Source organism: Brevundimonas sp. 01N35 (assembly GCF_056399785.1).
The window spans coordinates 167791-182596 of sequence record NZ_JBFTRZ010000006.1; the positions used below are offsets into that span (position 1 = coordinate 167791).

Genomic DNA, 14806 nt, shown 5'->3' on the forward strand with positions numbered 1-14806 from the left:
CGAAGCGGGACCCGGCCTGTCTTCACCCCTCCCAACCCTCCCCCTCGAGGGGAGGGCTTGTGTGCCAATTTACTCATCGCGCGTGTTCCACTTCCGACCCGTCCGCGACAGCAGCAGGTCCGCCGCCTCCGGTCCCCAGGTTCCGGCGACATAGTCCAGCGGCTTGCAGTCGCGGCAGTCCCAGGCCTCGGAGACCTCGTCGACCCATTTCCACGCCTGCTCGGCCTCGTCGCGGCGCACGAACAGGGTCGAATCGCCCTTGAGCGCGTCCAGCAGCAGCCGCTCATAGGCGATGCGGCGACGCGGCGGGGCGGCGTCCTTGCCGTCCTGCCCCCAGGACAGGCTCATCTTGATCGGCTGCAACAGCATCCGCTGATCCAGCCCCGGCTTCTTGTTCATCACCGACAGCGAGATGTCTTCCTCGGGCTGCAGTTCGATGACCAGACGATTGTCGTAGATGTCGCCGCGCTCGCCGTGGCCGAAGATGGAGTGGGGCACCGGCTTGAACTGGATGACGATCTCGGTGCGCTTCTCCGGCAGGCGCTTGCCGGTGCGCATGAAGAAGGGCACGCCCGCCCAGCGCCAGTTGTCGATGTCGGCGCGGATGGCGACGAAGGTTTCGGTCTCCGAAGGCTGGCCGCGCTCCTGCTCATAGGCCTTGGCCAGCTGGCCCTCGACCTGACCCGCCACATACTGGCCGCGCACCGTGACGCGCTCGGCTTCCTCGGGCGTGATGGGGCGCAAGGACCGCAGCACCTTGACCTTTTCATTGCGCACGGAATCCGGGTCGAGGTCGCTCGGGGGCTCCATCGCCACCAGGCACAGCAGCTGCAGCATGTGGTTCTGCAGCATGTCGCGCAGGGCGCCGTATTCGTCGTAGTAGGGCCAGCGGTCGCCGACGCCGACCGTTTCGCCGACCGTGATCTGGACGTGGTCGACCGTCAGATTGTTCCACAGCGGCTCGAAGATGGTGTTGCCGAAGCGCAGGGCGATCAGATTCTGGACCGTCTCCTTGCCCAGGTAGTGGTCGATGCGGAACACCTGGCGCTCGTCGAAGGCGCGGGCCACGGCGTCGTCGATCTCAAGGAAGCTCGTCAGGTCGTGGCCGACCGGCTTCTCCAGCACGATGCGGCAGTTCTTCTCGGCCAGACCCGCGGGCTTCATCGCCGTGACGATGCGGTCGTAGAGCGAGGGCGACACCGCCAGGAAGGAGGTGACGTCGCCGTCGCCGCATCTGGCCTTCAGCGGCTTCAGGCTTTCGGGATCGGTGGCGTCCACGGCCAGATAGTCGAGGCGGGCGGCCATCCGCGCCCAGCTGGCCTCGTCCCAGGCGTCGTCGGCCTCGGCGCGCGGCTTCACCGCCTCATGGACCTTGGCGACATAGTCCTCGCGGGTCTCGTGCGAGCGGGCGGCGCCGATGATCTTCAGCCCCTCGGGCAGCAGGCCGTCGTGGTCGAGGAAATAGAGCGAAGGCAACAGCATCCGCATGGCGAGGTCGCCGCCTCCGCCGAACAGAATGAGAGCCGCCATTCGCGCTTTTCCTCCGTGGCCCCGGCGTGCGGGGTCTTCGCCTTACGGCCTAGCTATCGTCCTTGGCCGGTTGCGCGCGATGCGCCAAGACGTCGAGCACGTCCTGAAACACCATGTTACGCGCATGGAGCAGGACCAGCAGGTGATAGATCAAATCCGCCGACTCGCTGGCGAGTTCCGCCTCGTCGCCCGCAGCCCCCGCCAGCGCCGTCTCGACGCCCTCTTCGCCGACCTTCTGCGCCGCGCGTTTGGGGCCCTGCGCCATCAGGCGCGCGGTCCAGCTGTCGTTGGGATCGGCCTGAGCGCGGACGTGGATGGTGCGCTCCAGCCGCGCGATCCGGCCCACGCCCGGCGCGTCCTCGTCGCCGAAGCAACTGACACGGTTCAGGTGGCAGGCGTTGCCGACCGGGCGGACCTTCACCACCACGGCGTCGCCGTCGCAGTCGGGCGTGACCGACACCACATTGAGGAAATCGCCCGAGGTCTCGCCCTTCCGCCACCGCCCGCCGCGTGACCGCGAGAAGAAGGTCGCCTGTCCGCTGTCCAGCGTCTCGCGCAGCGCCGCCTCGTCCATATAGGCGAGCGTCAGCACCTGCAGGGTGTCGGCGTCCTGCACCACGGCGGGGATCAGGCCGCCGCCCTTGGCGAAATCGATCTTGGTGATGTCGAGGGATTGGAGGTCGAGCATTATTCTAATCCGCTCATCCCGGTGGACGCCGGGATCCAGTGAGAGCCACGCGACGTAGCGTTGAATATCATCAGGCCGGAGGTCCAGATGTCTGCGCTTCTGGCCAAAGCTCTGGATCCCGGCGTCCGCCGGGATGAGCGGGAAGGGAGGGGGCGGGTCATATCCTCACCTCCACCCCGACCTGATCGAGGTAATGTTTGAGATCGGGAATCGCGATCGCGCCCGAGTGGAAGACGCTGGCGGCCAGGGCGCCGGAAACATCCGCCTGCTCGAACACATCGCGGAAATGCTCGACCGTGCCGGCGCCGCCCGAGGCGACCAGAGGAATGGTCAGCCGCCGCCGCGCCTCGGATAGTTGGGCTATGTCATAGCCGCGCCGCACCCCGTCCTGATCGATGCAGTTCAGCACGATCTCCCCGGCGCCGAGGCTCTGCGCCTCGACGATCCAGTCCATGGTCAGCTTGCCCGCGCCGCGCCGGGCGTTGGGATCGCCGGTGTATTTATGCACCCGCCACTCGCCGTCCTGGAAGGCGCTGTCGACGCCGACGACGACGCATTGCCGCCCCAGCCGCGCGGCCATCTCGCCGATCAGTTCGGGACGTTCCAGCGCGGGGGAGTTGATCGACACCTTGTCGGCCCCGTGGTCGAGACAGCGCGCCGCCTGCTCCACGGTGCGGATGCCGCCCGCGACGCAGAAGGGGATGTCCAGCAGCCGGGCGATGTCCTGCACCCAGCCATAGTCCAGCGTCCGCCCCTCGGGGCTGGCGGTGATGTCGTAGAAGACCAGTTCGTCGGCGCCCTGATCGCGATAGCGCGCGGCCAGTTCGGCGGCGTCGCCCATGTCGACGTGGCCCTCGAAGCGCACGCCCTTGACCACCCGCCCGTCCTTGACGTCGAGGCAGGGGATGATGCGTCTCGCGGTCATGGCGCGACCGCCTTCAGCGCCTCGGCTACGGTGAAGCGTCCCTCATAGATGGCGCGCCCGACGATGGCCCCGTCGCAGCCCAGATCGCGTGCGGCGGTCAGGTCGTCCAGCGACGCCACCCCGCCCGAGGCCTGGATCTTCAGCTCCGGCCGTCGCGCCAGGGCCTCGCCCAGCAGGTCGAGATTGGGCCCGGTCAGGGCGCCGTCGCGGCCCACGTCGGTCATCAGCACATGGGTCAGCAGGTCGGACGGATAGCGCTCTAGAGCCGTCCACAGATCGACCCCCGCCGACTGGGTCCAGCCCTTCAGCGCCGGGACCGGAACACCGTCCTCGTACTTGACGTCCAGCGCCAGGGTGATGCGTTCGGACCCGAACCGGTCCAGCCAGGCCAGCACCTCGTCCGACTTGGTCACGGCCATCGACCCGACCACGACGCGGTCGACGCCGGCCTCCAGCAGGCGTTCGACATCGGCCTCGGAGCGCACGCCGCCGCCCGACTGGATCTTGACGGTGACCGAGGCCGCCATCTCTCCGATCAGGCCGTGCTGCATGGCGCGCCCGGCTTCGGCCCCGTCCAGATCGACAATGTGGACCCAGGCCGCGCCCTCGGCGGCGAAGGCGGCCAGACGCGCGGCCGGGACCTCGTCATAGCGGGTCACCTGATCGAAGCGCCCGTGCATCAGCCGCACGCAGACGCCGTCCTTCAGGTCGATGGCGGGATAGACGATCATGCGGGCAACTCGAGGAAGTTCTTGAGGATACGCGCGCCCGCAGCCGCCGAGCGTTCCGGGTGGAACTGGCAGCCCCAGCGGTTGGCGCTGTTGACCACGGCGGGCACGGGGATGCCGTAGTCGGCGGCGGCGATCGTCGCCGGGCCGTCGGGGCAGACGAAGCCGTGCACGAAATAGGCCCAGTCGCCGTCCTTGATCCCCTCCAGCAGGGGATCGGGGCGACGGATCGCCAGCCGGCTCCAGCCCATGTGCGGCGAGGGCCGTGAGGGCGCGGGCGCGATGGCTTCGACCCGACCCGGGATCAGACCCAGCAAGTCGGCGCCGCCATCCTCGGCGCTGGTCTCGAACAGCAGCTGCTGGCCCAGACAGACGCCCAGCAGCGGGCGTTTGAACTGGCGCAGAGGCTCGACCAGACCGAGCGCGTTCAGCCGCTGCATGGCATAGCCCGCAGCCCCGACGCCGGGCAGGATGACCCGCTCGGCCTCGCCCAGATCGGCGGGATCGGCGGTGATCCGCACCCGCGCGCCCAGCCGCTCCAGCGCGAACCGCACCGAGGCGACATTGCCCGAGCCGTAACCGATCAGGGTGACATCCTTGGTGCGAGGGGGGCTCACAGCACCCCCTTGGTCGACGGCACGACATCGCCCTCGACGCGGATGGCCTGACGCAGGGCGCGGCCCAGGGCCTTGTAAACGGCCTCGGTCTTGTGATGGTCGTCGTCGCCGGTGACGCTGACGTGGATGGCCGCGCCCAGGTTTTCGGCCAAGGAGCGGATGACGTGCGCCGTCAGGTCGGTGCGGTAGTCGCCGATGAAGGGGGTCGCGAACGTCCCCTCGAACACCGGATAGGGTCGCCCCGACAGGTCGATGGAGACGCTGGCGTTGGCCTCGTCCATCGGCAGGACGAAGCCGTAGCGGGCGATGCCCTTCCTTTCGCCCAGCGCCTGTTTCAGCGCCTGCCCCAGGGCGATGGCGCTGTCCTCGATGGTGTGGTGCGGATCGGTGTGCAGGTCGCCCTCGCACGACAGGCGGATGGAAAAGCCGCCGTGCGCCGCCACCTGTTCGATCATGTGGTCGAAGAAGCCGACGCCGGTGTGGATGGTCACCGGCCCGGCGCTGTCCAGATCGACGGCGCAGACGATGCGGGTCTCTTTCGTATCGCGCACGGCCTGTCCGACGCGGGTGCGGCGAACCTTGGGCGCGGCGGCGCCCAGGGCCACCAGCAGTCGATCGTTGACCTCGGGCTTCAGCGAAACGGGCAGACGCACGCGCTCGCCCGCGGCGTCGGCGTCGAGGCCGAAACGACGCAAGCTCTCGATGACCGCCCCCGGATCGGAGGGGCGGGCGATGATCACCGGCCCGACTCCGGCCTCCAGCGGCATCAACCGCGACAGGGCCTCGACCACGCGGACGCGCTCGCGGCGCACGCCGTCGATGCGCTCGGCGGTCTCGATCATCCGCGAGGGGTCCAGCGCCTGCAGCGCCAGCCGCACCGAGACCTCGGGCAGGGCGTAGGGTTCCAGCACGCGCGCCAGCCGGGCCAAGGTCTGCCCTTGCGCCACCGCCGCCCCGACCCGCGCCCCGGCCAGGCCATAGGCCAGCGACAGGCTGCGCAGCACGATCAGGTTGGCGTGGTCCTTCACCACCGTCGCGGCGGACGCCGCCTCGGCGAACTCGACCAGACCCTCGTCCACGACCAGCAGGGCGGGGGCGACGCGCTCGGCCATCTCGGCCACGGCTTCGGGCGAACCGAGGGCGCGGATGACGACCGCGGCGACCTCGGCCGTTTCGACCGGGCGGGCGTAAAGCGCCGCCAGCCCCAGGTAGGGTTCGGCCTCGGGCGCCTGAACCGTCTGCCCGTCGCGAGCAGCCAGACGCCAGACCAGTTCCAGCCCGTGCGTCAGGCCGCGCACCGGCAGCACCTGATCGGCGGCGACGCCATAGAGGTCGGCCAGCCGGGCGGCCAGCACGGTCGGGTCGGCCGGATAACGGTCCAGACCTTCGCCGCCCGAGACCAGCGGCGGATAGGGGGCGGGAAGCGTCACGCCTCGGTCCTCAGATCGGCCGCCCGCGCGTGGCCCTCAAGCCCCTCCATCCGCGCCAGACGGGCGGCGACGGGGGCCAGGGCGGCGGCCCCGGCTTGCGTCACCGTCTGCACCGACATGGTGGTCATGAAGCTGGCGGTGGTGATGCCGCCGAGCGTCCGCGCCCCGCCGTCGGTCGGCAGGACGTGGCTGGGTCCGGCGGCGTAGTCGCCGAGCGTCTCGGCCGCCCACTGGCCGACGAAGACGGCGCCGGCGGCGGTGATCTTGTCGACCAAAGCTTCGGCGTCCTCGGCCTGAATCGACAGGTGTTCGGGGCCATAGAGGTTGGCCGCGGCGCAGGCCTCAGCCATGTCGGCCACGCGGATGGCGCGGGCCTCGGCCAGCGAGGCGCGGGCCACGGCGGCGCGGGGCAGGGTCTCGACCTGACGCTCGACCTCGGCGACGATCTCGTTCAGGGCCGTGCCGCTGTCGGAGACCAGAATGACCTGGGCGTCGGCGTCGTGCTCGGCCTGGCTCAGCAGGTCGGCGGCGACGATCTCGAAGTCGGCGTCCCGGTCGGCGATGACCAGCAGCTCCGATGGGCCGGCGGGCATATCGGCCGCGGGACCGCCCGGCAGGCTGGCGGCATAGCGTTTGGCCTCGGCCACATAGGCGTTGCCGGGCCCGAACAGCTTGTCGACGGGTTCGATGACGCCGTCGTCCAGTTCGACGCCGAAGGTCAGCGCCGCGATGGCCTGGGCCCCGCCCAGCAGCCACAGCTCGTCCAGACCCGCCTCGGCGGCGGCGACGATCATGGCCGGGTGAACCGACCCATCTTTCGAAGGGGGGGTGACGGCGACGCGCCGCCCGACCCCGGCCACGCCCGCCGGAATGGCCAGCATCAGCAGCGACGAAAACAGCGGCGCCGTCCCGCCCGGCACATAGAGGCCCGCCGAGCCGATGGGCCGCCACACCAGCTTGGAGCGCACGCCGGGCGTGGTCTCGATGAAGCCGGTGTCCTCGGGCCGGGTTGCGGCGTGGAAGACGCGGATATTGTCGGCGGCCACCCGCAGGGCGCGGGCGGCGGCGGGCGGGAGGTCGGCTCGGGCTTCGGCGGCGGTCTTCTCGGTGATGGCCACCCGGCGCGGCGCGGCGCCGTCCAGCTTGATCGCCCAGTCGGTCACGGCCTGACCGCCGCGCGTCTGCACGTCGTCGAAGATCTCGCGCACCACGCCGGTGACGAAGCCCTCGGTGCGGCGCTGCGGCCGGGCCAGCGCCGCCTTGCGTCCGGCGGCGTCCAGGGTGTTCCAGTCGATACGCTTCATCACATCATCTTCTCGATGGGCAGGACCAGGATGGCCGAGGCCCCCGCCGCCTTCAGCTTCTCCAGCGTCTCCCAGAAGACGGCCTCCTGGCAGACGGCGTGGACGGCCACGGCGTCGTCGCGGCCCGACAGCGGCATGACGGTGGGCGAGCCGGCGCCCGGCAGGATGGCGGTGATCTCAGCCAGCGCCGCGCGCGGGGCGTTCAGCATGACGTATTTGGCGCCCTGTGAGGACACCACGCCCGCCATCCGCTCGATGATGCTGTCCAGCAGGTGCTGCAGCCCGGCCTCGGGCGCGGTGGGCGCCTTGATCAGCACCGCCTGGCTGTCCAGCACCGTCTCCTTGGCCGTCAGGCCGTTGGCCTCCAGCGTCGCGCCGGTCGAGACCAGGTCGCAGATGGCCGAGGCCAGCTTCATCCGCGGGGCCACCTCGACTGCGCCGCGCATGGTGACGATCTCGGCGCGCACGTCGCGGTCGTTGAGGAAGCGCCGCAGGATCTTGGGATAGGAGGTGGCGATGCGCAGGCCGTCCAGCGACTGCGGCCCGGCGTAGTCGAGCGTCGGCGGCACGGCGATCTTCAGCGTGCAGCGGCCAAAGCCCAGCGGCATGACCACTTCGGCGTTCGGCCCGCCGTTGCGGCCTTCCTCCAGCACGTTCTCGCCGACGATGCCGAGGTCGCAGACCCCGTCCGCCACGAAGGTCGGAATGTCGTCGTCGCGCACCCGCAGCAGGTCGATCGGATAGTTCTCGATCCGATACAGCAGTTCGTTGTTGCCCTTGATGACCCGAAGGCCCGCGTCGCGGACCAGGTCGAGGCTGCGTTCGGCCAGGCGGCCGGATTTCTGAACGGCGATGCGAAGCCGCCCTTGCACGGTGCTCATGATCTCAACTCAGGCTTGGCCAGAAGGCGTTTTTTGGCGGTCCAGCACCAGGCGATAGCCCTGGTGCGGCATGTCTTTCAGGGAGCGCGCGACGCGCACCACGGTGGTCGGGCTGGCCGAGGCTTCCACGGCGATCTCGCGATAGGTCTTGTCCCCGCCGTCCAGCAGCCGCGCCACCTGCCAGCGCTCGGCGAAGGCGCGCAGTTCAGCAGGGGTGCAAAGGTCGGACAGAAAAGCCTCCGCCTCCTCGCGCGTTTTCAGCGAAAGCAGGGCGTCCAGCAGGGCGGTCTTGGCGGGGGCGGGGCTCATGGCGTGTTTCATTATGCTGTAACAGTGGAACGGTCAAGCGCCGCCGCTGTCTTTCCTCCCCACGCGAGTGGGGAGGGGGACCACGAAGTGGTGGAGGGCCTCTACCGTCCCGTCGCGTGCTGAAGGATCACCGCCAGCACCCCCTCCGGATGATCGCGCACATCGGTCGAGCGCACCCGCAGAACCTCAACGCCCTGCGACGCCAGCCAATGCGTCCGCCGTTCGTCATGCGCGATCTGCTCAGGATCATCATGACCCGCGCCGTCGACCTCCACCGCCAGCCGCGCGGCGTGACAGTAGAAATCCAGGATGTAGGGACCCACCGGATGCTGGCGTCGAAACTTCAGACCCTCCAGCCCGCCGCGCTTGACCTGGATCCATAGCCTCGCCTCGGGCGGCGTCAGGGCGCGGCGCATCCCGGCGGCGCGGCGATAGGTTTCAGCGGTCGGCGGGATGGCCCCTCCACCACTTCGTGGTCCCCCTCCCCACAAGTGGGGAGGAGAGAGTAGCCGCTCCGCTCGATCCGTCCTATCTCCGCTGCCATGACCAAGGTTCTGATCATCGGCGCGGGACACGCGGGGGGCTCGGCGGCGGCGCTGCTGAGACAGTATGGCTTCGAGGGCGAGATCGTCCTGGCGGGCGAGGAGGCGGCGGCGCCCTATCAGCGGCCGCCCCTGTCCAAGGCTTGGCTGAAGGGCGAGGCGGGTCTGGAGGACCTGCTGCTGCGCCCCGAGAGCTTCTACGCCGAGCACAAGATCGACCTGCGCACCGGCGTCACGGCGACCGCCATTGATGCGGCGAGCAAGTCCGTGACCTTCGCCGACGGCGTGGTCGAGTCCTATGACGCCCTGATCCTGGCCACCGGCTCGACGGCGCGCAAGCTGGCCGTCCCCGGCGCCGACCGGTCCGATCTGCTGGAGCTTCGCACGCTGGAGGACGCCGAACGCCTGAAGGCGGCGCTGGCCCCCGGCAAGCGTCTGGCCGTGGTCGGCGGCGGCTATGTCGGGCTGGAGGCGGCGGCCTCTGCCCGCGCCCTCGGCGCCGAGGCGGTGGTGATCGAGCGCATGGACCGGGTGCTGGCGCGCGTGGCGTCGCAGACCCTGTCGGCCTTCTTCACCGACCTCCATCGCCGGCACGGCGTCGAAATCCTGACCGGCGCCGAGGTCTCGGGTTTCGAGGACGGCGGCGTGCGGCTGGCGGACGGATCGCTGATCGCGGCCGACGCCATCCTCGTCGGCGTCGGCGCCCTGGCGCGCGAAGCCCTGGCGCGGACGGCCGGTCTGGCCTGCGAGAACGGCGTGGTCGTGGACGAAAACGCCCGCACCGCCGACCCCGCCATCTACGCCATCGGCGACGTGACCTACCGGCCCATTCCGGTTCACGGCGGGCGGATGCACCGGCTGGAGAGCGTGCCCAACGCCCTGGAGCAGGCCAAGCAGGCGGCGGCCGCTATCGTCGGCCGCGCGGCTCCCGCGCCGGAAGTGCCGTGGTTCTGGTCGGATCAGTACGACGTCAAGCTGCAGATCGCCGGCCTGCCCTTCGACGCCGACCGTCAGGTGGTGCGCGGCGACCCGGCCGGCGGCGTCTTCGCCGTCTTCCACCTGAACGGCGACAGGATCGTCTGCGTCGAGGCGGTCAACGCCCCGGCCGAGTTCATGGGAGGGCGCCAGCTGATCGGCAAGGCGACGCCGGTGGATGCGGCCCTGCTGGCCGACCCTGCCGTGTCGATGAAGGCGGTCGCGCGGGTCTAGAAACGCCACGGGGGATTAATTGCGATTTATTCGCAGAGTCACTTGCGGGACGAGAGTAAGGTGATATTGCGACGTGATCGCAATATCACTGACCGGTTTCTCCCCCATGTCCGACGGCCCCTCTTCCGCCCTCAAGGCGCTTCTGTTCGCTTCCAGCGCCGCCGGCATGCTGTGCGCCTCGCCGGTTCTGGCGGGTGACGAAGCCCCGATCGCCACGGCGGACGTGACGCAGGACGCCACAAATCTGGGGACCATCGACGTGCAGGGCCGGCGGGTGAAGCGCGAGCCCAAGGATCCGTCGTTCGTCGCCCCCCTGGTCGATACCCCGCGCTCGGTCACGGTGATCCCGCAGCAGATCATCGAACAGACCGCCGCCACCTCGCTGCAGGACATTCTGCGCACCTCGCCGGGCATCACCTTCGGCGCGGGCGAAGGCGGCCAGCCCCTGGCCGACCGTCCCTTCATTCGCGGCCAGGCCTCGGGCAACAACATCTTCGTCGACGGCATCCGCGACACCGGCGGCCAGCAGCGCGAGGTCTTCAACCTGGAGCAGGTCGAGGTCATCAAGGGACCGGATTCGGTCTATTCGGGCCGCGGCTCGGGCGGCGGCAGCATCAACTTGTCGTCCAAGGCCCCGCGCCTGACCCATTTCATCCATGGCTCGGCCGGCGCCGGTACTGACAATTATGCGCGCGGCACGGTGGACGCCAACTGGCAGGTCAGCCCGACCGCCGCCATGCGTCTGAACCTGATGGCCTCGCAGGGCGACGTCGCCGGCCGCGACGCGGTCGACTTCGACAAGTGGGGCGTCGCCGCCGCCATAGCTGCGGGTCTGGGCACGCCGACCACCCTGACCGCCAGCTACTACCACCTCGACAGCGACCAGATGCCTGACTACGGCATCCCGCTCTTCACCAAGACCAACGTCCGCACGACCGACAGCGGCGTCATGGATGTGCCCTACGACAGCTTCTACGGGCTGAAGGCGCGCGACTATCTGACCAATACGGTCGACAGCCTGACCCTGGCCGCCGATCACCGCTTCAGCGATGCGTTGGCGATCCGCAACGTCTCCCGCTGGTCGCAGACGCTGAACGACTATGTCGTCACCAACCCCGGCGACGGCGGCAGCGCCACGACGCCGGTCCCCGGCGCGGCGCTCGTCAACGGCGTCTGGTGGATGAAGCGCGGCACCAAGTCGCGCTGGAACCCGGCCGAAACCCTGGCCAACGTCACCGACCTGCACGGCTCGTTCATGACCGGCGGCATCAAGCACAATTTCGACGCGGGCGTCGAACTGTCGCGCGAAACCAACAAGAACGCCTCCTATACGGTCACGACCCTGACCGGGTCGGCCTGTCCGGCGCCGCTGACCGGCGTCGACTGCACCCCGATCTACAACCCCAACCCGAACGACCCCTGGACCGGCACGATCACGCGCGGCGTGGTCAGCGACAGCCAGACGGATTCGCTGGGCGTCTACGCCTTCGACTCGCTCAGCTTCGGCGAGAAGTTCATCGTCAACCTGGGCCTGCGCTGGGACGACTATTCGGTCGACGCGATCAACGCCACGGGCACGGTCGCGGCCCCGGTCTATGCGCCGTTCAAGGGCGACTGGAACTTCGTCAACTATCAGGTCGGCCTGGTCTACAAGCCGACGCCGAACACCAGCCTCTACGCCTCCTACGCCACCTCCTCGACGCCGCCGACCATCTCGGCCGGCGACCAGAACACCGGCGTGGGCGTCGGCACGGGCAATCTGCTGACCAGCGTGCTGGATCCCGAAGAGACCCAGAGCGTCGAGCTCGGGGCCAAGGCCAACCTGTTCAACGACCGTCTGGCCCTCAGCGGCGCCCTGTTCCGCCTGACCCGCAAGGACGCGCAGATTCAGGTGGCGCCGGGCGTCTATGAGCAGGCCGGCGAAGCCGAAGTTCAAGGCCTCGAACTGGGCGCTTCGGGCAATGTCACCGACAAGTGGCAGGTCTTCGGCGGCTACACCTGGATGGATTCGGAGCTGGTCAGCGGCGCCTACAACAGCGTCAACGTCGGCGAGGCCCTGGCCAATACGCCGGAGCACAGCGCCAGCCTGTTCACCACCTACCGCGTCCTGCCCAAACTGAGCCTCGGCGGCGGCGTCTATTATGTTTCCAAGTCGTTCGGCGGCAATCAGGGCGGCGCCGGCGGCGGCGCCAACCGCATCTACGCCCCAGAATACACCCGCGTGGACCTGTTCGCCTCGTATGAGATCAACGACCGCGCCTCGCTGCAGCTGAACGTCCAGAACGCGGGCGACGAGGAATACGTCATCCGCACCAACGGCGTGCACCACGCCGACGTGGCGCCCGGGCGTTCGGCCATCCTGACGCTGAACCTGCGCTACTAAGCCCCTACTGGGCGACCGCGTTTCGCGCCATCATGTCGGCCCCGTCGTGAGCGGCGGGGCTGATGAGTTACGGTGAGAGAACCATGCTGCTGCACATCCCCGACGTCTTCACCAAGGCCGAGGTGACGGCCCTGCGTCAGACCCTGGACGCCGGCCCCTGGGCCGACGGCAACATGACTTCGGGCCACCAGTCGGCGACGGCCAAGAAGAACCTGCAACTGCCCGAGGACAGCGAGGCGGCGAAGGAGGTCTCGGCCCTGATCGTCCAGGCCCTGAACGCCAACCCCATGTTCGTCTCGGCCGCCCTGCCGCACACGATTTTTCCGCCCCTGTTCAACCGCTACGAGGGCGGCAGCGAGTTCGGCGTCCACGTCGACAACGCCATCCGCCAGCGGGGCAACATCCGCATCCGCAGCGACCTGTCGGCCACCCTCTTCCTATCCGAGCCCGAGGACTATGACGGCGGCGAACTGATCATCGAGGAGATGTACGGCAGCCAGTCGGTCAAGCTGCCCGCCGGCGATCTGGTCCTCTATCCGTCCAAGAGCCTGCATCGGGTGACGCCGGTGACGCGGGGCGTGAGGGTCGCCAGCTTCTTCTGGCTGCAGAGCCTGATCCGCGACGACGCCGACCGCGAAAGTCTGTTCCGTCTCGACGTGGCCACCCAGCGGGTCAACCTCGACAAGGGACCGAAGGATCAGGCGGTCATCGAACTGACCGGGCTGTATCACAACCTGCTGCGGAGATGGTCGGAGGTGTAAATCCTCCCGCTCATCCCGGCGGACGCCGGGATCCAGTACTTTGGCCGCGCCCATGCCCTAGAAGATATTGTAGCGGTTGAAGCGCTCACTGGGCCCCGGCGTCCGCCGGGGTGAGCGGGTATCTTGATTAATAGACGTCGCGCCGATAGCGCCCGCTGTCGGTCAGCCGCGTCAGCCGTTCCTCGCCCAGCGCCGCCTCCAGCGCAGCGTGAACGCCCTTCGACATCCCTTCCAGGCTGCCGCAGACATAGACATAGGCCCCGCGATCCACCCAGTCGGCCACCCCGCGCGCCTGTTCGGCCACCAGCGACTGTACATATCGGTTCTGGTCTCCGTCGCGCGAGAAGGCGCGGTCCAGTCGGGTCAGGGCGCCCGAGGCCAGCCAGGCCTGCAGGTCCGCGTCATAGAGGGCGTCGTGCGCCCGCGTCCGCTCGCCGAACAGCAGCCAGGCGCCGCCGGTCTTCTCATGCAGAGCCCGCGCCTTCAGATGCCCGCGCAGGCCCGCGATCCCGGTGCCGTTGCCGATCAGGATGATAGGGGCTTCCGGCCGCGGGGCGTGGAAGCTGCGGTTGGCGCGCACGCGCATGGCCACCTCGTCGCCGATCCGGGCGTCCCTGGTCAGCCAACCCGAGGCCAGACCCGGAGTCCCGTCCGGCCGCGTCATCAGGCGGATGCAGACCTCGACCCGTCCGTCCGAGGGCAGTGAGGCGACCGAGTATTCGCGGCTGGCCGGCTGTTCGCCGTCGCGCGCGGGCAGGCCGATCTCGGCGATGTCGCCCGCCGCCCAGTCGGGCGCGTGGTCGATCGGTTCGAAGGCCAGATGATACGCCGCGCCGCCGGGGCTGCCCGCATTCAGCAAGGTCCGCTCGACCAGACGCCAGCGGCCAAAGGCGGGCGGGGTCCAGTCGGAGGCGGCGGTCGAGCCGGTCAACTGGTTCAACTGATGCTGCCAGTGGCGGATGGCGCCCGCGTCGCCGTCGTCCACCTCGACCCGGTCGAACAGGGTCTGGGCCCCGCAGCGGTCCAGCCAGTCGCCGACCGCGTGGCCAAAGCTGCAATAGGCGTCGTAGGACCGGTCGCCCAGCGCCAGCAATCCATAGGACAGGTGCGACAGGTCGGCCTCGTCCCTCATCACCTGCCGCACGAAACGGGCGGCGCTGTCGGGCGCGTCGCCCTCGCCGGTGGTCGAGGCCACGATCAGCAGGCGTCGCGCGCCCTTCAGCGTCTCCAGGTCCAGATCGGCAAAGGCCGTGATCCGTGCGCCCACACCGCCGTCGCCCAGCGCCCGTGCGGTCATCCAGGCCAGTTCCTCGCCAAAGCCCGTCTGGCTGGCGAAGGCGATCAGCACGGCGTCGTCGCCCGCCGCCTGGGCCAGCGCCCGCGCCTGTTCGGCGGCCTTGCGCGCGGCGGCCCGCACCCGCCACACCGTCAGGCCGATCAGGCCCAGCCACAGGGCGACGGCGAGGCCCGTCCACAGCCAGCGGGTCGCATCCATCGTC

Annotated in this window: 14 protein-coding genes; 3 read left to right on the forward strand and 11 right to left on the reverse strand. The window is 69.4% G+C overall.

Going from position 1 to position 14806, the window contains the following annotated elements; translation table 11 throughout:
- Positions 1–69: 69 nt before the first annotated feature.
- The 10 genes from zwf to AC1DJ5_RS08420 all read right to left on the reverse strand — a co-directional run bounded on the left by zwf (position 70) and on the right by AC1DJ5_RS08420 (position 8828).
- Positions 70–1530: a glucose-6-phosphate dehydrogenase gene (zwf, locus tag AC1DJ5_RS08375; RefSeq protein WP_477020285.1), complete on the reverse strand. Its 1461-nt coding sequence runs from the start codon at positions 1528–1530 to the stop codon at positions 70–72.
- A 49-nt stretch (positions 1531–1579) separates the two neighbouring features.
- Entirely contained in the window at positions 1580–2218 is a 639-nt protein-coding gene (gene hisIE, locus AC1DJ5_RS08380; protein WP_477020286.1) for a bifunctional phosphoribosyl-AMP cyclohydrolase/phosphoribosyl-ATP diphosphatase HisIE, read from the reverse strand.
- Positions 2219–2375: 157 nt separating this feature from the next.
- Positions 2376–3143 carry an imidazole glycerol phosphate synthase subunit HisF gene (hisF, locus tag AC1DJ5_RS08385; RefSeq protein ID WP_477020287.1) on the reverse strand — a complete coding sequence of 256 codons (768 nt, stop codon included), beginning with the start codon at positions 3141–3143 and terminating at the stop codon, positions 2376–2378.
- On the reverse strand, positions 3140–3874 hold the full coding sequence (gene hisA / locus AC1DJ5_RS08390; RefSeq protein WP_477020288.1) for a 1-(5-phosphoribosyl)-5-[(5-phosphoribosylamino)methylideneamino]imidazole-4-carboxamide isomerase: 735 nt from the start codon (positions 3872–3874) through the stop codon (positions 3140–3142). The genes hisF and hisA overlap by 4 nt, the downstream gene beginning before the upstream one ends.
- Positions 3871–4488, reverse strand: coding sequence for an imidazole glycerol phosphate synthase subunit HisH (gene hisH / locus AC1DJ5_RS08395; RefSeq protein ID WP_441454482.1), 618 nt, complete (start codon positions 4486–4488; stop codon positions 3871–3873). The genes hisA and hisH overlap by 4 nt, the downstream gene beginning before the upstream one ends.
- Entirely contained in the window at positions 4485–5918 is a 1434-nt protein-coding gene (hisB, locus tag AC1DJ5_RS08400) for an imidazoleglycerol-phosphate dehydratase HisB (protein WP_477020289.1), read from the reverse strand. The genes hisH and hisB overlap by 4 nt, the downstream gene beginning before the upstream one ends.
- Positions 5915–7222 carry a histidinol dehydrogenase gene (gene hisD / locus AC1DJ5_RS08405; protein WP_477020290.1) on the reverse strand — a complete coding sequence of 436 codons (1308 nt, stop codon included), beginning with the start codon at positions 7220–7222 and terminating at the stop codon, positions 5915–5917. The genes hisB and hisD overlap by 4 nt, the downstream gene beginning before the upstream one ends.
- Positions 7222–8103 carry an ATP phosphoribosyltransferase gene (hisG, locus tag AC1DJ5_RS08410; RefSeq protein ID WP_441454479.1) on the reverse strand — a complete coding sequence of 294 codons (882 nt, stop codon included), beginning with the start codon at positions 8101–8103 and terminating at the stop codon, positions 7222–7224. The genes hisD and hisG overlap by 1 nt, the downstream gene beginning before the upstream one ends.
- Positions 8104–8112: 9 nt before the next feature.
- A complete protein-coding gene (locus AC1DJ5_RS08415; RefSeq protein WP_441454478.1) occupies positions 8113–8412 on the reverse strand; it encodes a YerC/YecD family TrpR-related protein in 300 nt (99 codons plus the stop codon).
- Between the two features lie 101 nt (positions 8413–8513).
- A complete protein-coding gene (locus AC1DJ5_RS08420) occupies positions 8514–8828 on the reverse strand; it encodes an endonuclease domain-containing protein (protein WP_477020291.1) in 315 nt (104 codons plus the stop codon).
- A 126-nt stretch (positions 8829–8954) separates the two neighbouring features.
- On the opposite strand from AC1DJ5_RS08420, the gene AC1DJ5_RS08425 reads away from it, so the two are divergent.
- The 3 genes from AC1DJ5_RS08425 (at position 8955) to AC1DJ5_RS08435 (ending at position 13307) form a co-directional block, all read left to right on the forward strand.
- Positions 8955–10163 (forward strand): NAD(P)/FAD-dependent oxidoreductase, encoded by a 1209-nt coding sequence (locus AC1DJ5_RS08425; RefSeq protein WP_477020292.1) that lies wholly within the window; start codon positions 8955–8957, stop codon positions 10161–10163.
- 106 nt (positions 10164–10269) lie between these two features.
- Positions 10270–12546, forward strand: a complete 2277-nt coding sequence (locus tag AC1DJ5_RS08430) for a TonB-dependent receptor (RefSeq protein ID WP_441454475.1) — start codon at positions 10270–10272, stop codon at positions 12544–12546.
- Positions 12547–12629: 83 nt separating this feature from the next.
- Positions 12630–13307, forward strand: coding sequence for a Fe2+-dependent dioxygenase (locus AC1DJ5_RS08435; RefSeq protein WP_441454474.1), 678 nt, complete (start codon positions 12630–12632; stop codon positions 13305–13307).
- Positions 13308–13434: 127 nt separating this feature from the next.
- Here AC1DJ5_RS08435 and AC1DJ5_RS08440 read toward each other — a convergent pair whose 3' ends face one another.
- Positions 13435–14802 carry a sulfite reductase subunit alpha gene (locus tag AC1DJ5_RS08440; protein WP_477020320.1) on the reverse strand — a complete coding sequence of 456 codons (1368 nt, stop codon included), beginning with the start codon at positions 14800–14802 and terminating at the stop codon, positions 13435–13437.
- Positions 14803–14806 lie beyond the last annotated feature (4 nt).